Source organism: Klebsiella sp. CN_Kp106 (assembly GCF_040064575.1).
Lineage (GTDB): Bacteria > Pseudomonadota > Gammaproteobacteria > Enterobacterales > Enterobacteriaceae > Klebsiella > Klebsiella michiganensis.
Genome location: NZ_JBEAIG010000071.1, coordinates 240,718 through 261,750, shown reverse-complemented (window position 1 = coordinate 261,750; position 21,033 = coordinate 240,718). Strand labels below are relative to the sequence as shown.

General features: G+C 54.2%; 14 protein-coding genes and 2 tRNA genes. 4 read left to right on the top strand and 12 right to left on the bottom strand.

Annotated features, from left to right (window positions below):
• Window positions 1-252: 252 nt before the first annotated feature.
• From ABLU96_RS28015 to ABLU96_RS27990, 6 genes are all read right to left on the bottom strand, one after another.
• The gene (locus tag ABLU96_RS28015; protein ID WP_225735637.1) at window positions 253-1,764 is read right to left on the bottom strand and encodes a sugar ABC transporter ATP-binding protein; all 1,512 of its coding nucleotides are present in this window, start codon (window positions 1,762-1,764) and stop codon (window positions 253-255) included.
• 19 nt (window positions 1,765-1,783) lie between these two features.
• On the bottom strand, window positions 1,784-2,764 hold the full coding sequence (locus ABLU96_RS28010) for a substrate-binding domain-containing protein (protein ID WP_047607858.1): 981 nt from the start codon (window positions 2,762-2,764) through the stop codon (window positions 1,784-1,786).
• 41 nt (window positions 2,765-2,805) lie between these two features.
• On the bottom strand, window positions 2,806-3,831 hold the full coding sequence (locus ABLU96_RS28005; RefSeq protein ID WP_032693575.1) for an ABC transporter permease: 1,026 nt from the start codon (window positions 3,829-3,831) through the stop codon (window positions 2,806-2,808).
• Complete coding sequence (gene xylB / locus ABLU96_RS28000) at window positions 3,828-5,276, bottom strand: xylulokinase (protein ID WP_163520616.1); 1,449 nt, start codon at window positions 5,274-5,276, stop codon at window positions 3,828-3,830. Before xylB ends, ABLU96_RS28005 begins: the two co-directional genes overlap by 4 nt.
• A 759-nt stretch (window positions 5,277-6,035) precedes the next feature.
• Window positions 6,036-7,286 (bottom strand): integrase arm-type DNA-binding domain-containing protein, encoded by a 1,251-nt coding sequence (locus ABLU96_RS27995; RefSeq protein ID WP_348863058.1) that lies wholly within the window; start codon window positions 7,284-7,286, stop codon window positions 6,036-6,038.
• 161 nt (window positions 7,287-7,447) lie between these two features.
• Window positions 7,448-7,523 (bottom strand) — tRNA-Asn (locus tag ABLU96_RS27990).
• Between the two features lie 194 nt (window positions 7,524-7,717).
• Here ABLU96_RS27990 and ABLU96_RS27985 point away from each other — a divergent pair.
• Together ABLU96_RS27985 and ABLU96_RS27980 are read left to right on the top strand one after the other, a co-directional pair.
• On the top strand, window positions 7,718-9,175 hold the full coding sequence (locus ABLU96_RS27985) for an EmmdR/YeeO family multidrug/toxin efflux MATE transporter (RefSeq protein WP_025106072.1): 1,458 nt from the start codon (window positions 7,718-7,720) through the stop codon (window positions 9,173-9,175).
• A 125-nt stretch (window positions 9,176-9,300) separates the two neighbouring features.
• Window positions 9,301-9,376: transfer RNA gene (locus tag ABLU96_RS27980), tRNA-Asn, on the top strand.
• 760 nt (window positions 9,377-10,136) lie between these two features.
• Here ABLU96_RS27980 and ABLU96_RS27975 read toward each other — a convergent pair.
• Window positions 10,137-11,591, bottom strand: coding sequence for an AMP nucleosidase (locus ABLU96_RS27975; RefSeq protein WP_014229909.1), 1,455 nt, complete (start codon window positions 11,589-11,591; stop codon window positions 10,137-10,139).
• 132 nt (window positions 11,592-11,723) lie between these two features.
• Window positions 11,724-11,981: a histidine kinase gene (locus ABLU96_RS27970; protein ID WP_014229908.1), complete on the bottom strand. Its 258-nt coding sequence runs from the start codon at window positions 11,979-11,981 to the stop codon at window positions 11,724-11,726.
• 175 nt (window positions 11,982-12,156) lie between these two features.
• On the opposite strand from ABLU96_RS27970, the gene ABLU96_RS27965 reads away from it, so the two are divergent.
• Entirely contained in the window at window positions 12,157-13,692 is a 1,536-nt protein-coding gene (locus ABLU96_RS27965) for an alpha/beta fold hydrolase (protein WP_163520529.1), read from the top strand.
• Here the strand turns inward: ABLU96_RS27965 and ABLU96_RS27960 are convergent.
• Window positions 13,684-14,616, bottom strand: a complete 933-nt coding sequence (locus tag ABLU96_RS27960; protein ID WP_014229906.1) for a nucleoside recognition domain-containing protein — start codon at window positions 14,614-14,616, stop codon at window positions 13,684-13,686. The two genes, ABLU96_RS27965 and ABLU96_RS27960, sit on opposite strands and share 9 nt — an antisense overlap.
• Window positions 14,617-14,842: 226 nt before the next feature.
• Here ABLU96_RS27960 and pagP point away from each other — a divergent pair, with 226 nt between their 5' ends.
• Window positions 14,843-15,418 (top strand): lipid IV(A) palmitoyltransferase PagP, encoded by a 576-nt coding sequence (pagP, locus tag ABLU96_RS27955; RefSeq protein ID WP_025106074.1) that lies wholly within the window; start codon window positions 14,843-14,845, stop codon window positions 15,416-15,418.
• A gap of 34 nt (window positions 15,419-15,452) precedes the next feature.
• Here pagP and ABLU96_RS27950 read toward each other — a convergent pair whose 3' ends face one another.
• The 3 genes from ABLU96_RS27950 to ABLU96_RS27940 are packed head-to-tail and all read right to left on the bottom strand — an operon-like array spanning window position 15,453 to window position 20,562.
• Entirely contained in the window at window positions 15,453-16,376 is a 924-nt protein-coding gene (locus tag ABLU96_RS27950; RefSeq protein WP_160741211.1) for an acyltransferase family protein, read from the bottom strand.
• A gap of 38 nt (window positions 16,377-16,414) precedes the next feature.
• Window positions 16,415-19,477, bottom strand: coding sequence for an efflux RND transporter permease subunit (locus tag ABLU96_RS27945; RefSeq protein WP_348863057.1), 3,063 nt, complete (start codon window positions 19,475-19,477; stop codon window positions 16,415-16,417).
• A complete protein-coding gene (locus ABLU96_RS27940) occupies window positions 19,477-20,562 on the bottom strand; it encodes an efflux RND transporter periplasmic adaptor subunit (protein ID WP_064405687.1) in 1,086 nt (361 codons plus the stop codon). Before ABLU96_RS27940 ends, ABLU96_RS27945 begins: the two co-directional genes overlap by 1 nt.
• Between the last annotated feature and the right edge of the window lie 471 nt (window positions 20,563-21,033).

The following is a 21,033-nucleotide window of genomic DNA, read 5'->3' as shown; positions in this document are numbered from 1 at the left end:
CCCCTTCTACGCTATGCCGTATAGCCACTTTGCACAACTTAATATCTGCCCTGTTGCAAATATGCCAATGACAGATTGCACAATTTTTCCACTCATTTTGCGCCAGCGCTCAGAGCCTGTATGCGGGGTAACTCACTTGATGCAATTTGTTTGGGTCTTCTGCAGGAGGGCAACTATAACGTTAATCAAATGCTGAAACAAAAACGGCCAGCTTAGCTGGCCGTTGGATGCGTTCTGTTCGGAATGAGTGCCCTAAGCCTGGGCTTCAGCATGCTCCCATGCGGCTTTGCGAAGATCTGCGGGTTTAAGGTCGCGTGCAGGAATGATCACACCATCGCATTTACCCTGTCGGAACACCGTAATGGTATCTGCCACGTCCAGCAATTCCTCTTCCTCACTCGATACCACGATGACGCAGCAGCCTTTATCTGCCAACTGATGAATGATGCGATAAATATCCGCTTTTGCCCCAATGTCGACGCCTTTGGTCGGCTCATCCAGCAATACCAGATTGGCGTTTTGCGCAATGACCCTGGCGAGCAGAACTTTTTGCTGATTGCCGCCGGAAAGCGATTTAATCGGTCCGCTCAGCGTTCCCAGCGTATTCATCTTGCTCAGCAACTCAGCGGCGGCGTGCCGCGCAGCGCTGTGACTGACAAATCCGCCAGAACGGAATTTTTTCAGAACCGGCAGCATGGCGTTGGCATAGCTCGACATCTGAGGAATGAAGCCATCTTTTTTACGTTCTTCTGTCAGGTAAGCAATCCCCTTATCAATGGCTTTTGCCGGTGAAGAAGGATGGTATTCTTTGTGACCCAGCCGGATGTCACCACCGGTAACGGTTTCCAACCCAAACAGCGTCTGGCACAAGCGCGTTCGGCCTGCGCCAGCCAGCCCGTATATACCCAAAATTTCCCCGCGATATGCCTCAAGGTTGATGCCTTTCAGGCGATCAGTCTGCAGGTTGGTGACCGAGAGCCAGGGTTTGCCCATCGCGCCGCGGATCAGACTACGGCTGTTAGACGGCGCCTGATAAGCATTTGCATCGCCCACAATAGCGTCAATGATGGCGCTTTTGCTCAGCGTCTTTTTGCCTTCGTTATAAATCACCCGGCCGCCGCACATGACGGTTGCTTCATCACAAACACCCAACACTTCGTCTAATTTATGAGAGACCAGCACTACGCCAATCTGCTTTTCGCGTGCGATTCGTTGTACTGCCTGCAGCAGTTCTTCTGCCTGCGCACCTTCCAGCGCGGTCGTCGGTTCATCGAGGAAAAGAAAACGGGCGTCGCGATCAAGGTTAGAAACCACTTCCAGCATCTGCTTTTCAGGATGTGACAGATTTTTGACCAGCGCGGTAGCGCTGAAACTCAGATGGTAATCATTTAGTACTTTCTCAGTATGCGCGATCATACTTGCATCATCTATAAAGCCACTGCCTTTACGACATTCACGTCCGAGAAAAAGGTTTTGCCAGACGCTCATGCCGGGAATGAGACGGAGTTCCTGATACACACAAGCAATACCTTTGTTGAGTGCATCCCGTGGCGAAGCAAGGTGCACCGGCGTTTCGCCGATCATCAGCTCTCCACTATCCTGCGTGTTAACGCCCGCCAGGATTTTCAGTAGCGTTGATTTACCCGCTCCATTATGGCCAAAGAGGCCGTGGATCTCGCCAGGCTTTACGCTGAAATCCACACCGTGGAGAACCTGCACACCCGAAAAACCGATTTTGACCTGCTTCGCCACATAATTCATCATTCTTCGCCTTTCACTTAAGTCAGTATGCTGAACCCATTACCGATGCTGCGTTGTCTTTGGTGACCAGCAGCGGTGGGTTGTTGATCATGGCTGGAACCTGTTCACCGTTCAGACTCTTCCTGGCATTTTCAACCAGCAACTGAGCCAGTTTAACCGGCTCCTGAATCGCACCGGCTTTCAATATGCTGTTGTTCTGAACGGCTTTGACGCCTTCTTTATCCACAAACGCATACAGCTTCACTTTGTCACTGACACCCAGTTGCTGGATTGCCGCCAGTGACCCGAGCGCGGAAGGTTCGGTGTCTGAGTACACGACGTTAATTTCTGGCCTGCCCTGCAGCATTTCAGTGGTGACTTTCAGGGAGGTTGTTTCTTCTACTTTGCCATTGACCAGCGCGACGAACTTAATGTTTTTGTTGGATGCCACGGCTTCCCTGAAGCCTTCATCACGTGCGTTTGCGGCAATGGATGTTGGTTCTCCCACGATACCCACTGTCGCCGTGCCATTTTCACCAATGTCTTTCAACAGCTGCTGGCCAATGAGCTTGCCGCCTTCACGCTGATCGGTCTGAACACCTTGAACCAGCGTGACGTTTTGCTGCTTCATCCCCTCGGTATCCGGAAGGATGTTGATGGCAAACGCCGGAATTTTTGCCTGATTAAGCTGGTTTATGATCGACACGCACGGGCCTGAGGAGACGCAGTTCACTGCGACCGCATCCACTTTCTGTTCAATGAAGTTCTGCACCTGCGAAAGTTGCTTGGCGTCGTCATTATCAGCAATCGAAATTTTTACGTTCAAGCCCTGTGCCGCTGCATTGTCTTCAAAGCTTTTTTTCATGGCAACGTAATAAGGGTTGGTGAGGTTCGGCAGCGTAACGCCCAATGTTTTTTTGCCGGCACCCACGGTGCTTTCAGTATCCTCACGGTTACAGCCGGCGAGCATGCAGGACAGTGCGACTATCGCTGCACCTGCGGTGATTGTGGTACGGAGTTTCATGTTTATCTCCTGGATATACGTAGGTCAGGGTTTAAGAAGCGTTATTGTTGTGTTTTGCGTGACTTCCTGACTTTGAGCCAGGGGATCACGATTTTTTTCGAGGTACGTAAGGTATCGAAGGTGACGCCGAACAGGATGATCAGGCCGATGACCAGCGGCTGCCAGTAAGCACTGACGTTCAGCACGTTCATCAGATTCGATATTGAGGCAATAAGCATGGCGCCAATCATCGCGCCGATAAGGCTGCCAGTGCCGCCAAACAGACTGACGCCACCGACCACCGCACCCGCGATTGAGAAGAACAGTTCGTCACCACGGCCCGCCGTCGGATAGCCTGTCATCAGACGCGATCCATAAATCAGGCCGCCGCATGCCGCACAAAGCCCGGAAATGGCATACACCAACAGGGTGATGCGTGGAATGCTGATCCCCGATAAGCGTGCAGCATCTGCGTTACCGCCTACCGCATAGATGTGAGTCCCGGTGATGGTGCGGCGCAGGAAGATGACACCAATAACAATGGCCAGCAGCAGCGCTATGACAGGGAACGGAATACCCAGCGGTTTTGACTGACCGATGAGGCTGTAACCAATTTGCGTCACGCGTATCGATTCGGCGCCGGTGATAATTTGTGGTATGGATGCCGCAACCCCCATCATCGCAAAGGTGACAATGAATGGCGGCACGCCAGTGCGTTCGATTATCAGACCATTTACCAGCCCACTCAGCGCACCCACCGCCAACACGATGGGTACGGCAAGCTGCCACGGAATGCCAAATTTCTCCATCAGCAACGCCGCAACCACGCAGGTCATCGCCACGATGGAGCCGCAGGAGAGGTCGATACCCCCGGTCAGCAGGACAAAGGATTGTCCCAGGCAAAGGAAGCCGATGACCGCGCCGTTCAGAAGCAACACCATCATGTTCGAAACAGTCAGGAAGTTAGGCGTGGCGATAAACCCGCCCAGCATGACCAGTAAGAAAACAACGGCGATACCCGCTTCTGCAGGGACTTTGAGCGGCTGCTTAGGCGGTTTGATTTTTGCAGGGGTAGTTATTGAACTCATTGCAGCTCTCCTGATAATGCATTGGCATAGGTAACGTAAGCGTCCAGGACATGGCGCGCATCTTGTTGTGGCTCGGCCACTTTCTCAAGCGGCACACTCCAGCGATCGGCCATTTCAATATTTGTGCATCCCAGCACGGCAGCGGCAGCCTGAATGGCTGCACCCGCGGCTGCCGTTTCACCCACCGGAGAAATCCAAACGGGCTTGCCCGTCAGGTCAGCCAGAATCTGACGATAGGCTCGTGACTTTGCGCCGCCGCCGGTGACAATAATGCGACCGTCGTCAGTGAAGCCATGTTGTTTCAGTACCAGACCGCCCGCCAGCAGGCCGCACAGTACGCCTTCCACGGTGGCGCGAGCCATATCCTGCATCGTTGTGGTGGTACGTAATCCGCGCATGTGTCCCGTGGCGTCAGGAAGGTTGGGGGTACGCTCGCCGTCCAGCCACGGAACAAGCTGAAGACCGTTGGCGCCGGGTGGCGAACTCAGCGCGAGCTCGTCGAATTCGTCAGGGGTAACGCGCAGTATTTTGCGAAACGTATCAGTGACTTTGGCGGAGTTCAGTGTAGTAATCATGGGGATAAAGCGATCGGCCGCATCGGCATAACCGTTGATGGTGCCGGTGCTGTCGGTCATCCCCTTGTTGGTGATGCCATATAACGTACCGCTGGTCCCGATAGAGATACCGGTATCACCGGTTTTCAGGTTCATCCCTAACGCGGCGGACATGTTATCGCCGGTCCCGACACCCACGATTGCACCCGCCAGTTCCTCCAGCTCAGGCATCAACTTCACCACGCCTGCAGGTTGATGCGACGGGATGATAGTGGGCCAGCGGGAAATCCAGTCAATTTGACTGTTAACCACCGCTGCCAGCTGTGGTTCCCAGCTATTGGTGAAGGGGTTGAAGTAACCCGTACCGGATGCCCCGCCGCGCTCGCACACAAAGCTACCGCTCAGACGGTAAACCAGATAATCAAACGGCAGCATGATGCGGTGGGCTTTTTCCAGCAGCCCCGGATAATTTTGTTCTGTCCAGGCCAGTTTAGAAATGGTCATTGCCGGCCCCGGAACGGAACCCGTCAGGCGTGCCCATTCTTCCGGAGCAATCTTCTCGCACAATTCACGCGCCTGCGGTGCAGACTCCGTGTCATTCCACAGCTTCGCAGGACGCAGCGGGCGATCGTGATTATCAAGCATGACGAGGCCGTGCCCCTGACCACCGACAGCCAGACCTGCAATACGTGGCCACCATTGTTTTAATTCAGTGAGCGCGGAGACTAATGCATCCCACCAGGCTTGCGGATCCTGCTCGCTACACGGCGGCGTGGTCGGTGGGTGCAACTTACGAGCCTGTGCGATCACCTTTCCATTTTCAAGACTACGCAGCATGACGGTACAAGACTGGGTGGAGGAATCTATACCCGCAACAAGGTCCTGTTTCATTGAACTACCTCTGAACTATCGTTAAGAAATGACAGAGCTGAAAGCGATAACTGAATGACAAGCAAACTGGGTTATGGTTTTAGATACTCAACTTTTTGCTCATATGATCAGTTTTGTTTGCTCGTTTGTAAGGTATAAACAATACCCACCATAATAAATTCGTCAATTGTCGTGTTAAGGGAACGTTACGTAGCTCTCACTTTTAGTTTCACCTGGCAGCTCTGATGGTTTGTTCGTTTGAACAGTGAAATAACCTTGATTTTTTGCGGTCAGGTAGAAATTAGCTCTGAGCTTGATCTTCTGTATGGAGTTTAAGATTGTTTATTTTGGCAAGGGCAGTTATTTGAAGGGGTTTTATTTGCAAATAATCAAGTGAGATGAACGTGCTGGGGATGTGATACAGAAAGCTCATAATAAATGGTCTCAATGTTTAAGAGACGGTTAATAAAAGCAATTCCCCGCATACATTGGCAGTATGCCATGGTTTATCCGAAATCAAACGGCACTATGATAATAACCTCAGGGAGGATTGTTGAGTTAAATGAACTTTTCGCCTCAACCAGATCTTGTTTCCACATTTCTGATGTTACCGAGATATCCTGCGGCAAAAAATGCGTGGTGAGAATGCCTATCTGGCTATGAGAAATGACTGTGGACCGATCATTTCTATGGCTGTTTATGCAAATTAAAACAGGGTCCATTAGCTGAACCCTTTTTCAAAATTACCAATTAGTCACATCCTAAGGTTCATACCATCTGCTACTGGCGGCCCCTGACATAGGGTGGCACGAATTCCTCTCTGCATCTGTCCAAATAATCTGACCACCATTGCATCATCGCTTTACGGGTATCGAGATATTCTGCTTTATGGATGTAAGCCGCTCGAACGCTGTTACGCTCCTGGTGACTCATCTGCCGTTCAACCGCATCCTGCGCCCATAGGCCAGACTCCATCAGGGCACTACATGCCATTGCCCGAAATCCGTGGCCGCAGATTTCATCTTTTGTGTCATAGCCCATCAGGCGTAGCGCCTTATTGACCGTGTTTTCGCACATCGGTTTATACGGATTATGATCGCCGGGGAATATAAGTTCCTGATGTCCGGATATTTCCCGTATCTGTTTCAGAATAGCAATAGACTGACAGGAGAGTGGAACGATATGTGGAGTACGCATTTTTGCACCACGGCCAGAGTAGCGGACGCCGGGGATGGACTCGCGAGTGGCAGGAATGGTCCAGATTCTATTTTTGAAATCGATCTCAAACCAACGGGCGAAACGCAGTTCGCTGGAACGGATGAATAGGTGAAGGGTGAGTGAGACAGCCAGGCGGGTTAACTCTCGTCCTTGCTTGTAGTCCTCAATGCGAGTCAACAGTTCCGGTAGTCGCTCCAACTGAAGGGCGGGGTAATGACGTTTAACTGGCGGGGCGATGATACCCTCCAGATTTGCCGCGGGATTGTGCTCTATCAACTCCTGATGCACAGCATGACGCATTATGTTGCACATATGCTGCCGGGTACGTGCTGCGACTTCCAGCAGACCTTTTTTCTCAATGCTTTTCAGCAGGTCGATAAAGTGACGAGGTTTCAGTTCAGCTACCGGCAAGTGTCCAATCACAGGGAATATATGATTGTTCATTCTGGCAAGCAGGCGGGATGCGTGGTTCTCAGACCATGTTCGGTTGCTGTTATGCCACTCCAGTGCCACATGTTTGAAGGTTTTTTCTGGTGTGGAAGTGGTTCTTTCAGCAGAGCGCTGTTGTGCTGGATTGATATTTTGCGCGAGGAGTTTACGGATACCATCACGCTGTTGACGAGCATTAGCTAAAGACACGTCAGGGTAGGCGCCTAAGCCAAGGCGAGATTCTTTTCTATTGATACGATATTTGAGATACCAGAGACGTGAACCGCCTGGATTAACCAACAGGTACAGACCATGGGAATCGGAAATTTTGAAGGGTTTAGCGGATGGTTTTAAGTTGCGGATTTTTGTGTCGTTAAGAGACATTTGGGGGTCACTCCGTCATCGAACCAACATGACCCCAAATCTGACCACCAAATTCTCCCGATGCGGAGGAAAAACTAAAAATGCATCGGGAAGATTTTTCGCGCTAACTTATTGAATCTAAATCACATAAGGATTCGCAAAGAGGCATGAAAACAAGAATTTGGCTCCTCTGACTGGACTCGAACCAGTGACATACGGATTAACAGTCCGCCGTTCTACCGACTGAACTACAGAGGAATCGTTGTGGAGTCGTATCTTAGCGGCGAAAAAACTTTTGTCAAACATCTATTCGCCGTCCGAGGCTCAACTGGCGCATCCATCAACAAATTGTCGCCATTATCGACAATTTATCGGGAAAAATGCTTTGCAGGATTAGCTTTTCTCTATCATCATTTGAAATGTAGTTTCAACTTTTCTCACTAAGGTCTCCCTTGAACGTCACCGCCGCATTACGCCAGTCCGTCGAACGCACGTCCTGGTTTAAAAAACGCAAGAGCTATCGCGTCCTCTACTGGCGTGAAATCAGCCCGCTTGCGGTCCCCATTTTGCTGGAAAACGCCTGCGTATTGCTGATGGGCGTGTTGAGTACTTTTTTGGTCAGCTGGCTCGGTAAAGAGGCCATGGCGGGCGTAGGCCTGGCCGACAGCTTCAATATGGTGATCATGTCCTTTTTTGCCGCCATCGACCTCGGTACGACCGTGGTGGTGGCGTTTAGCCTGGGCAAACGGGACCGGCGGCGGGCAAGGGCGGCAGCGCGCCAGTCGCTGGCGATAATGACCCTGTTCTCGATTATTCTCGCGGCGGTCATCCATGCCTTCGGCGCGGAAATCATTAATTTTGTCGCCGGGGATGCGACAGAAGAGGTAAAGGGTCTGGCGCTGACCTATCTGGAGCTGACGGTGCTGAGCTATCCGGCGGCGGCAATTGCCCTGATCGGCAGCGGCGCGCTGCGCGGCGCCGGGACCACCAAAATTCCGCTGCTGATCAACGGCGGGATGAATATCCTCAATATTATTATCAGCAGCATCCTGATTTACGGCATTTTCTCGTGGCCCGGCATGGGGTTTGTCGGGGCGGGGCTGGGATTAACGATTGCCCGCTACATTGGCGCGGTGGCCACCATTTGGGTGCTAATGATCGGTTTTAACCCGGCGCTGCGCATTTCGCTGAAGAGCTATTTTAAGCCGTTTAACTTCGCCATTATCTGGGAAGTGATGGGCATCGGGATCCCCGCCAGCATTGAATCGGTTTTGTTCAACGGCGGTAAGCTGCTGACGCAGATGTTTGTTGCCGGGATGGGGACCAACGTGATTGCCGGTAACTTTATCGCTTTCTCCGTGGCCGCGCTGATCAACCTGCCGGGGAACGCGCTCGGTTCAGCATCGACTATTATCACCGGCCGACGCCTCGGAAAAGGGCAGATCGCTCAGGCGGAGCGTCAGGCGTGGCACGTCTTCTGGCTGTCGACCATCATTTTGACGGCGATCGCCTGGGGAACCGCGCCGCTTGCCGGCCTGATCGCCTCGTTCTATACCAGCGAAGAGGACGTCAAAGTGGTGGTGAAAGAGCTGCTGTGGCTGAACGCCTTCTTTATGCCGATCTGGGCGATGGCCTGGACGCTGCCGTGCGCCTTTAAAGGGGCGCGTGACGTGCGTTACACCATGTGGGTCTCAATGCTCGGCATGTGGGGCTGTCGCGTGGTGGCGGGCTACACGCTGGGGATTGTGCTGGGCATGGGGGTGATCGGCGTCTGGCTGGGTATGGTGCTTGACTGGGCGGTGCGCGGCGTTTTGTTTTACTGCCGGATGGTCAGCGGGCGCTGGCTGTGGAAGTACCCGCGAACGAAAGCGCAGGCCGACGAGACCCGCGCGCAGGTTGAAGAAACGTAACATGCGGTGGGCGAAACGGGACTTTTCGCCCAAAGTGGAGAATTATTCGGCAAACGGTTTGAAATGTGAAAACAGCCTTTGACAAGGTGGGGCGCCATCGATAATATGCGCCTCGTTCAAACGATTCCTCTGTAGTTCAGTCGGTAGAACGGCGGACTGTTAATCCGTATGTCACTGGTTCGAGTCCAGTCAGAGGAGCCATATTTAAGAAGCCCGCTTAAGGAAACTTAAGCGGGCTTTTTGCTTTCTATTCCATAGCCACGATGATGGCAACGCCGGGGCACAAGAACATTCCCTGCGCACCGTCAGGGTCTTAAAACCAGGATACAATAAGGGAAATTAGCCCGATCGCGGCAGTCCAGAAAAAAAGAGTTGCTAATAAAATAAACAGGCGGATATTCCCTACGGTTAATTTCATAAAGCTGTCGTCCATACTTTTACGAAAATAGTACATTGCCGGTCGCGATAGATAAGCATATCCATGGTTGCTTACTGTCGACATGCGCAATTTTATCTCTGGTAATTTAGTAACAAGGTATTTGTTGCAGACAACCTGTCGCTATTAAAGGATGATTCCAGAGTAGAGTAGCGCCCATAGGTAACTCTTTGATTATTTTGATCTCTCCCTGGTGCTGGCTATTTTGTACCGCTTTTTTGTTCCGTGTGAATTTATCTAATTAATTTAATAGGTTACAAGACTCAATTCAAGTGTTAATCAGACCCCGGCTGGGCGTTTTATGACCACGGGGCAAATGATGCTGATGTGTTAATAAAATGTTTATTTTTTAATTGGCATAGCAATAATAATATTGCGCGGATATACCGTATGGATGTGTTCTGAGAAATTTTTACCCCTAACAAAAATAAACGCTTTATTTTATAACGCTCAGTCCGGCTGGTGGCCGCGTAAATATTTCACGCGATCCGGACTGAGTGTATTCTGCTCGTATGATATCAGCGCTTAGCGGAACGGCGGTTCGTTGAAGGTTCTCAGCTTGCGCGAATGCATGTGGTCGCCTTCGGCGCGCAGCAGGTCAATCGCCCGAATACCAATCTGCAAATGTTCGGAAATGGCCCCTTCATAGAATCGGTTAGCCTGTCCCGGCAGCTTAATCTCGCCGTGCAGCGGTTTATCGGAGACGCACAGCAGGGTGCCGTAAGGAACGCGGAAGCGATAGCCCTGGGCGGCAATGGTTGCGCTTTCCATATCGATAGCCACCGCGCGGCTGAGGTTAAAGCGCAGCGCTGAGGCCGAGTAGCGCAGCTCCCAGTTGCGATCGTCGGTAGTGACCACCGTTCCGGTACGCAGCCGCTGTTTTACCTCTTCGCCCGGCATGCCGCTGACCTGCTTCGTGGCGTCGTAGAGCGCGCGCTGAACTTCGGCGATGCTCGGAATTGGGATATCCGGCGGCAGTACCGCATCCAGCACGTGGTCGTCGCGCAGATAGGCATGGGCCAGCACGTAGTCGCCGATATTCTGGCTTTCACGCAGGCCGCCGCAGTGGCCAATCATCAGCCAGACGTCCGGACGCAGCACCGCCAGATGGTCGCAGATATTTTTGGCATTTGCCGGGCCGACGCCAATATTAATCAGCGTGATCCCCTGTCCGTCTTTGGTTATCAGGTGCCAGGCGGGCATCTGATGCTTTTTCCACGCCAGATCGGAAATCGCTTCCTCCGGCGCCTCCGTGTCCGCCGTTATCCAGATCCCGCCCGCGCAGGAGAGGGCGATATAGGGACTCTCGGGATCGAGAATTTGGCTACAGCCCCAGCGCACGAACTCATCGACGTAGCGGGTGTAGTTGGTAAACAGCATATACGGCTGGAAATGGTCAACCGGCGTGCCGGTATAGTGGCGCAGGCGCGCCAGCGAGAAATCGACGCGGCGGGCGTCGAAGTGGGAAAGTGGATAGTATTCCGTCGAATGAAACAGGCCATCGGCGGTTTCATCGCCAATTTGCGACAGCTCGGTGGTGGGGAAAAAACGCGTCAGGCCGGCGCTCATTGAGCGATCGAGCGTGAGTTCAGAGCCATCAATAACGTACGGATAGGGGATCTCATGCTGCGACAGCCCGACGGTAATCGCGGCATCGTAATCCTGATACAGCATGGTGAGCTGCTCCAGCAGATAGGCGCGAAACAGTTTAGGGTTGGTGATGGTGGTGGTATAGCAACCGCTATGGGTGAAACGACCCCAGGCCCGGGTTTTTAACGCTTTATGTTCTGCTCCGTCCCACGATACCGACAGCTGCGGGTAAACGAACAGTCCTTCCGCACGGGCGCTATTCTCGGGGAGGATATTATGGTGAATATAATCGCCGAGGGCTTTACGCAGCGCATTGACCGATTTTTCATAAAGCGCTTCGAGCTGCGTAAGCGCCTGTTCTGGGGTCAGCCTGGCGGCTTTCTGATTCATGACGTACTCCTTGTTTCTGCTCTGCTGACGTTTTGCTTAGTATGTCACAGACTGAAAAAGGCGCAGGACAATTTAACCCGCTTAGTTAAGAAAGTACTGAGATTAGAACCAGTTGATGCTGGGGGATGTCGATTAATGCGCGGTGATATTCGCGATGGCGCCCCAGCGTTCAGCGCTGAAATGCGTGGCGTTGAGCACTTTTAGGGTGATCGACTTATTGTCGTTAATGCAGTACAGGGCGTTAGCCAACGGCGTCAGCTTATCGCCCTCCTGTAGACGCCGGCCGCAGGAAGTGAGTTCCGCAATGATGGTTAGCTGGCCGCTTTGCAGAACCGCGTGGGTATGTGTAGACGTCGAGGCCTCGCGTAGTTTCTTAATCCACCATTCCATTTGTTTATTCCTGACCTGTTACACTCCGGCGATAATTCATGTTTGCTCCTCATCTGACAATAAGAACAGGCGGTTGGTTTAGTCTATGTTTAATAAGTGAATCGCAGGATCGGATTCCTTCTGCATAATAGCCCGCCCTGGCAGCTAAAGAGATAATTCGGACAGAAATATGGCAATGATGCGTTTTACCCGGCTGCTGAATAAGTCGGGATTAAGATTAGTCTCGGTGGCGAAAAAAGCCATCATTGGGCTGCTGGTGGTCGTGATCGTCTTTTTTATTGGCCGTATTTACGAATCGCAGCGCGGTCCGGCGCTGCACCGCTGGCATACCTGGACGGCGAATGAAATGAGCGCCAGCGAGATTGACCGCGCCACTTTTGCCGAATACCAGACGCGGGAAGCGGCGATTTTCCGCGATATGAAAAGCAGCATTACCGACACGTTGAGCGACGATGAAAAAACGGCCATTAACCGCTTTTACGCGCAAAGCCTGGTCTATCCGGATAAGTTTCATCCCGACTGGAACCGCTCCTTTATTTTGCTGCCGCAGGGCAAACCGCGCGGCGCGGCGGTGCTGCTGCACGGCCTGACGGATTCGCCCTACAGCGTACATTATCTGGCGCAGCGCTATCAGCAGCTGGGATTTGTTGCCGTCGCGCCGCGGCTGCCTGGACACGGTACCGCCCCCGGCGCGCTCACCGCGGTGGACCGCGAAGAGTGGATAGCGACAACCCGGCTTGCGGTGCGCGAAGCGACGCGGTTGGCGGGGAATGACGCGCCGCTGCACGTGGTTGGCTACTCCAACGGCGGGGCGCTGGCGCTAAAATACGCCCTCGATAGCCTGGAAGATAAGTCGCTGCGGCGGCCGCAGCAGGTCATTCTGCTGTCGCCGATGATTGGCGTTACCGCCTTTGCGCGTTTTGCCGGGCTGGCCGGTTTGCCTTCTGTATTCCCGGCTTTCGCCCGCGCGGCGTGGCTGAACGTCGTCCCGGAGTTTAATCCCTATAAATATAATTCGTTCCCGGTGAAGGCGGCAAGGCAGTCATGGCTGTTGTCGCAGGCGCTGCAGCAGCAAATCGTGCAGGAAGCGCAGCGTCAGCGGCTTTCTGAACTAGCGCCGGTGTTAACTTTTCAGTCGGTGATGGATTCAACGGTGAGCACCCGGGCGGTGGTGGATTCGCTCTACCGTTATCTGCCGGATAACGGTAGCGAACTGGTGATTTTCGATATTAACCAGGCGGCGAATTTGCGCGCGCTATTTCGTCCCTCGCTCTATTCGGCGGTGAATACGTTATTGCCGCCGGCGCCTCGGCCCTACGGCACCACGGTGATTACCAACGCCGCGCCCGACACCTACGAGACGGTGGCCCGCACCACGCTTGCCGGGACGCGAAGCGAAACCGTGACGCCGCTGAATATCGCCTGGCCGCAGGATATGTATTCACTATCGCACGTGGCGGTGCCGTTCCCGCTGACCGACTCGCTCTATGGCCGCGAACCGGCGGAGAAAAATCGCTACGGGATCAGCATCGGTACGATCTCGTTGCGCGGGGAAACCTCAACCCTGAGCGTCGGGCTGGATACGCTGATGCGCGTCACGTCCAACCCGTTTTTCCCATGGATGATGGCGCGCATTAACCATCATATCGCCTGTAGCGAGCAGGCGGATATCGCTGCCTGTCTCCGTTCGCAGGAGGCGGCCTCAGAATAGCGTGAGGTGCATCACGGTGCGGATGGCGATCCCGGCGATAGCGCCAATCGCGGCGAAGCGGAACAGGCGTACGAAGCGCGAGCTGACGCCCAGAAAGATGCCGATGCCGGGAAGATCGAACGTTTGCACTAGCAGGCCCGCCGAGGCGTTGATCTGGCTTACGGTCGCTTTACCCTGCTGGACGAGCTCGGAGACCACGCCGAAATAGGCCGTACCGCCGGCAACGCATTTGACCAGCGCCGGCAGCACGAAGTTAACCGGAATATTCAGCCACAGCAGCAGCGGCAGCAGCAGGCGCTGGAGCATCTCAATCAGGCCTGCCGCCTGCATAAATCCGACGATGGCCAGCGACAGGATCAGCATGGGCACCGCGCCGAGGGCCAGGCGGATGGCGTCGGCACCGGCGCTGTTGATAACGGCGATAATCCCCTGGCTATTTTGCTCCGCCTCAGGCAGCGCGTCGGCCCGCACGTTTTCAACCATCGATAGCCTGCGGCCGGCGATATGCCAGGTGACCGCGGCGGCGCACAGCCCGCCGACAATCGAAATGATGATTGAGGCCAGCCAGTGCAGGCCGAAGGGCGTTAACGGGTAGAAAACGTTGCCTTGACCCATGGCGAAAAGCATCGCCAGCGTGGCGGCCATATGCCGGTCCGAAGCGCCGCGTTTATCCATAATCGCGAGGGTCGCCAGCGGGGCGGCGAAGCTGACAAAATTCATCTGAATCAGGGCAAAAGCGCTCATCCCGGTTAAGCCGAACGGCTTAAGCAGCGGGGCGAGCCAGCGAACGATGGCGTCCAGTACCCCGCGGACCTCCAGATATTTCATCACGATGAGCATGACGACCATGATTGGCAACAGCGTATAAAGCGCCACATCGACGGAGGTTTTCCCCGCCGACATAATAATGCTGATGAAGTCCATCTATTTCTCAATCACTGCGGGCAGAAAGGATAATTAGCGCCATCATAATCCCAGCGGCAAGGAAATGAAATCACCGCGGCGGCGCTCTCTGTCCTGAAACGGGCGTTTAACTGGACTTGCAATTAGCCCGGGACGGTGCAGAAAATTTGTTGGTTGATATTTGCAAAGCCTGTTTTTTGTTCCCAAACTGAATGAACACCGGGCGACTTTCTTTAAGGATAAAACGATGCGACGTTGTCTGCGGCTAGCGTGGGGAATAGCGTTTATTTTCGCCTTGTCGGTACAGGCTGAAACGAAGGTCTATGGCGAGCAGCGCATCAGCGGCTGGTGGAGCTGGTTGAAAAACGACGTCTCGCAGACCTGGAATGAGCCGCAAAACTACGATTTATATCTGCCGTTTCTCAGCTGGCACAACCGCTTTATGTACGATAAAGAGAAAACGGATAACTATAATGAAATGCCGTGGGGTGGAGGTTTCGGCGTTTCCAGATATAACGCGGAGGGTAACTGGAGCTCGCTCTACGCCATGATGTTCAAAGATTCGCACAACGAGTGGCAGCCGATTGTTGGCTACGGCTGGGAAAAGGGCTGGTATCTTGATAGCCGTCGTGACTTTCGCCTGGGTCTTGGCGTCACCGCCGGGATCACCGCCCGCGATGACTTTGCCAACTACGTACCTCTGCCGATTATTTTGCCGCTCTTCTCCGCCAGCTACCGCCGTCTGAGCGTGCAGTTCACCTATATTCCCGGCACCTATAATAACGGCAACGTACTGTTTGCCTGGCTGCGCTACGGTTTTTAAATGCGCAGGCGGCCATGACCTGAACCGGCGAGCGTCAAATCGTAATCACTTTTTTGACCACCGAATTGGACAGCGCGAGCATCGAAATCAGTACCGAAGTGATAAACGTAAGGACAATCAGCATTAATTTTGTCCCCAGCGAGTTAATCGGGATAAACGCGGTGAGCAGGTGAAAAACGGAGTAGTGGAGAATATAGACGCCGGTCATCGTTTTGCTAATGGTGGCGAGAAGGGTCTCTTTAAACTCGCTGTTTTTGCGAAACCGCACGCCGTTGGCGGCAATAACCAGCGCAACCACCAGAATATAGATTTGTGAACCGGTCAGAATGAACGCATTTCTGTCGGCCTTAAACAGGGCGAAAAAGAAATGCCGCTCGTAAAACCAGGTAAAAAGGTAAATAAACGGAATGGCGATCATCGCGCCTTTGACCACTTTTTCTCGCCTGAGCCAGTCGGCGACCAGCGGGTCGCTGAACAGCTGACCGGTCAGATAAAACAGCAGCCAGGTCCACAGGCGGTACTGCGGCGCCAGGCTCAGCGCATGAACATCCGGGTACAGCGCGGACAAAAGATCGTAACCATACGAGAGCAGCAGCAGCGTGAACACCGCGGCAAAGAACGCTGTGCGTCTTTGGCTGAGCCACTCGATAACCGGGTGAAAGGTGTAAATGACGATAAACGCAAATACAAACCACGGCTGGATAAGATAGCCGCGCTGGTAGGGCTCCCAGAGATAGTACACCGTCATCCAGAACAGAAAGACGATCACCACGCTTTTGATTTTGCCCAACTGCCATTGTGAGTCGTGGCGAGATTGTGAATCCAGATAGCCCGCCACCACAAAAAACAGCGGCGTGGCGATAGTGGAAATAAACGTCAAAAACCCGAGGATCCAGTGATAGTCATAATCATAGCTATCCCAGGTGTTGTAAATGGTGAAGAAGGTCACCGCCGTCATGCATCCCAGCGTTTTAATAATATTTAATCCGGTACTGTTCATGGTTGTCGCTTCATATTCTGATTGTGGAAACAGGCGTAGATTACCGGCAGAACCAGCAGCGTCAGAATAGTAGCAAAACCCAGACCAAACATGATAACGACCGCCATGCTCTGGAAGAAAACGTCGAGTAATAAAGGCGCCAGGCCGAGCACGGTGGTAAACGCCGTCAGCAGGATAGGGCGCAGACGCGAAGTGGCGGCATCAATAATCGCATCCTGCTGCGCTTTTTCCTGTTTCTGCTGTTCAATCTCTTCTACCAGCACGATGCCGTTACGGATCAGCATTCCGCTCAGGCTCAGCAGACCGATTAACGCCATAAACCCAAAAGGGATCCCGGTGATTAAAAAACCCGGCGTTACGCCAATCAGCGCCAGCGGCACGGTCAGCCAGATGGCGATCGCATTTTTCAGCGAACTGAACATCAGGACGGTGATGACAAACATCACCAGGTAACCCAGCGGCAGGGTAGTAAACAGCCCCTGCTGCGCCTCGCTGGAGTTCTCCGCATCGCCACCCCACTCAATGCTGTAACCGTGCGGCAGAGCGAGCGCATCAATCTGCGGCTTCACGCGGGACAGGATATCCCCCGACGTCTGGTGGCTGAGCGGGTCGGGATCGGTCTGTACCGTCAGCACCCGGCTGCGATCGCGGCGCAGAATCAGCGGATCTTCCCATTCTAGGTGAAAGCCGCTGACCACGTTACTGAGCGGAATATACTGCTGGCGGCTCTGGCTCCAGACCAGCACGTTATTCAGGTGATTCGCGTCCTGGTGCTCGGCGGCTGGCGGGCGGACGATCGTCGGCAGCAGGTCGGCCCCCTCACGGTACAATCCAACGCGGCTGCCGGAGAAGTTCATCTCCAGGGCGTTATCAATATCCTGTTTATCAACGCCTAACTCGCGCCCAAGCGCGGGGGAGTACTGCGGACGAATAACTTTGCTACGGTTTTGCCAGTCGTTGCGAACGCCGTCGGTGGCCGGGTCCGCGGAGAGGATATCGCCAACCTGGCTGGCGAGCAGGCGCAGACGGTCGGGGTCCGGACCTTTAATCCGCACCTCGATGGCGCTGTCGCCGGAGGGACCGAACATCACGCGCTTCGTGCTGGCGTTCACCTGCGGGTAGTTGCGCGCAATATAGCGATCCACATGCTGCGTCAGGGCGGCAATGCTGCGCTGGTCGTCCATGCGCACCATGATCTGCGCATAGTTGCTGTACTGCCGTTGCCCGCTGTAGGTGAGGATAAACCGCATGCTGCCCTGACCGACGGTGGCCACGGTGGTGACCACGCCCGGCTGGCCGTTAATGGTGGTCTCAATATCGCTGGTCATCTTTTCGGTGGTCGCGATATCGGTACCGTAGGGTAGCCAGAGATCGACAAAGAAAATCGGCGTATTTGACGAGGGGAAAAAGTTTTGCCGCACCGAGCCGAATCCCCAGATAGCGGCGGCCAGCAGCGCCGCCATGACGGTCAGCGTAATGGTTTTGCGCAGCAGAAGAGCACGCAGAGCCTGCTGGTACAGACGGTAAAAGCGCCCGCCGTACGGATTGGCGTCGGCCTGCGCCACCGGCTGCGATTGATTTTTAAACAGCCACCATTTAATCAGCACCGGGGTAATGGTCAGCGCCGAGAACCAGCTCAGCATGAGCGAAATCAGCAGCACCTGGAACAGCGATTTACAGTATTCGCCGGTCGAGTCCTGCGACAGGCCAATCGGCGCAAAGGCGAGAATGGCAATCACCGTGGCCCCCAGCAGCGGCAGCGCCGAACGGCGGATCACATAGTTAATCGCCATGAGCAGCGTTGACCCCTGCTGGCGGGCGATCAGCACGCCTTCGACGATGACGATAGCGTTATCGACCAGCATGCTCAGGGCGATAATCAACGCCCCCAGCGAGATACGCTGCAGCTCGATACCCCACAGGTACATGATCAGCAGCGTACCGAGCACGTTGAGCGCCAGCGACAGGGCGATAATAATGCCGCTGCGTACGCCCATAAAGATCAGCAGCACGCCAACCACAATCGCCAGCGCCATCAGGAAGTTGGTGATAAAGCCGTTGACCGAATGGGCGACTTCCGCCGCCTGATCGTAGAACAGGTCAATGTTGATTCCGGCCGGTTTTTCCGCCGACATCTGCTCCAGCTTGCTTTCCAGCGCGCGGCCAACGTCAATCACGTTAACCCCGGGTATAAACGACACCCCCATAGTGACCGCCTGTCGGCCGTTGGCGTGGTAAATGCTGGAAGGCGATTCGCTCAGCCCGCGCGAGAGGGTGGCAATATCGCGCAGCCGCGTCGCCGTTACCGAGCCGTGCGGGCTGATTAACAGGTCGCCAAGCTCGTCGAGGTTGGCAAACTCGCCCGTGGGATGCAGGCGAATCGATTCGCTGCCGGATTTAATCTCACCGGCGTTAGACACCACGTTCAACCTGCTCAGTATCGCCGCCAGCTGGTTGAGCGTGATTCCGCGGGCGGCCATTTTCGCCAGCGAGATATCGATGTTGATCTGCTGGGGGATCGCCCCGCCGATGGCGACTTTGCCGACGCCGGGGACCAGCACCAGTTCGCGACGCAGCTGTTCGGCATAGCGAACCAGCTCAGGGTTGGTAAAGCTCTCGCCGGAGAGGGCAAAGAAGAAGCCAAAGACATCGCCAAAATCGTCGTTCACAAACGGAGCGGCGACGCCGGGAGGGAACTGGCGGGCGGCGTCGCCCACCCGGCGGCGCAGTTCATCCCAGATTTGCGGCAGCTCGCGGGAGTGGTAGCGCGAGGCGATATTGACGGTAATTTGCGACAGGCCGTTGGAGGAAATTGAGCTGACGTTGTCGAGATACGGCAGCTGCTGCAGCGCGTTTTCCAGCGGCAGGGTGACTTCTTCTTCCACCTGCTGCGCCGACGCGCCGGGATAGTGGGTGACCACCACCGCGGTTTTGATGGTAAACGCCGGATCTTCCAGGCGGCCAATATTCAGCAGAGCGAAGATCCCGCCGATGCCCAGCAGCAAAATGGTCAGCCAGACGCGGACCGGGTTGTTAATAAACTGGCGGGAAATATCCATTACAAACCTCGTTCACGCGTCCAGATACGAACCGGCTGTTGCGCATGTAATTCGCTGACGCCTGCCGCCACTACGCGCTCGCCGACGCTGAGCCCTTCGGTAATCACCACGCCCTGAGAGGTCACCGGGCCCACGCCGACTTTTCTCTCTTCCAGCTTGAGCTGGTCGCCGCTGCCCTGTACCACCCAGACGTGGGGCTCATTGCGCGGGCGATTATCCGGGTTAAACACCGCTTCAACCGGCACCACCACCGCGTTTTGACCGGCGCTGGCGGGCAGGTTTGCCAGATTGACCGTCACCGTTCCGCTAACGCCGCCCACCGAGGGAAAGTCGGCCGGCCGCGGCATAGTCAGTATGATTTGCCAGGTGAGCGTGCTGCTGTCGCTGCTGCCGGTATGTTCTTTGTAGTCGGCGGTAAACTGGCGATCCGGCATGGCGTTAATTTTGACGACAGGACGATACTGCGCGTTGCGAATATCCAGCGCGGTAAAGAGGTTTTCCGGAACGCTAAACACCACGTCGAGCAGATCGGTTCGCGTCAGGGTCACAATGGGCTGTCCGGCGGCGACAACCTGGTGGTTACGTACCGGCACGTTGGCGGCAACGCCGCTGAACGGGGCGGTCAACGTCATTTGCGACAGCTCTTCGCGGGCGATTTTCAGCGCGGCGTTAGCGGCGTCGCGGTTGGCCTGCTGGATATCCATTTCCGCCTTTGAAATCGCCTGACGCCCGGCCAGCGTCTGGAAGCGATCGAACTGCCGCTGGGCGAGGGTGGCAGCGGTTTGCCGTTCATTCACGCGCTGCTGCGCTTCCCGGGCGTTGAGCCTGGCAAGGGGCTGCCCCTGAGTAATATTGGCTCCCTGACGGACATCAAGAGATTCAATCTGGCCGCCGCGTTTGAAAGACAAATCGGTGGAGTCCCCGGACTCAATGCGGGCGGGAAATACGCGCTGCTGCGCATCACCGATAGCCACCACCTCGGCGACTTTGACCATCCGCGGTAACGGCGTAATTTCAGGCGCTTTCCGATCGCAAGCCGTTGTTATTAAAATAACAAGCGGAATGAGAGAAAAATAACGGTTCACTGTATTCCCCTCGAAGTAAAAGGCTATATTTTACATATTATTCACAATCGCTGTATTTATTCAGCGAGGGCCGAGACAACGAAGTAGGTAATTAAACCGGTAGCCGTACAGGCGATTATTGCCAGGGCAATAAACAGGCTCAGGCGAAACAGACTGTAACCGAACATCGTTCCTCCTTTAGCGCTAACGCTTAGCTAAGTAAATTCTTATCGTAATAATTATTGTGGGGCGACAGAAAGTGAACAAGCCACTGATAATGAGGATAGTCGTAGTAAAACGGAAATGTTAAAAAGAGCAAAAATTACGGCGATGGCGACGATTTTACGGGGTTTGTAGTCGAATTGTCTGGCTGCGCCTGACTCTGTGATATTTTTCAATATATTAATTGGCGACTTAATAATGTTTATCGTGGTGTGCTACGTTTAATTATACCTACACGTCTTGCAGATTTTGTTCTTGAGATCTTTTCCT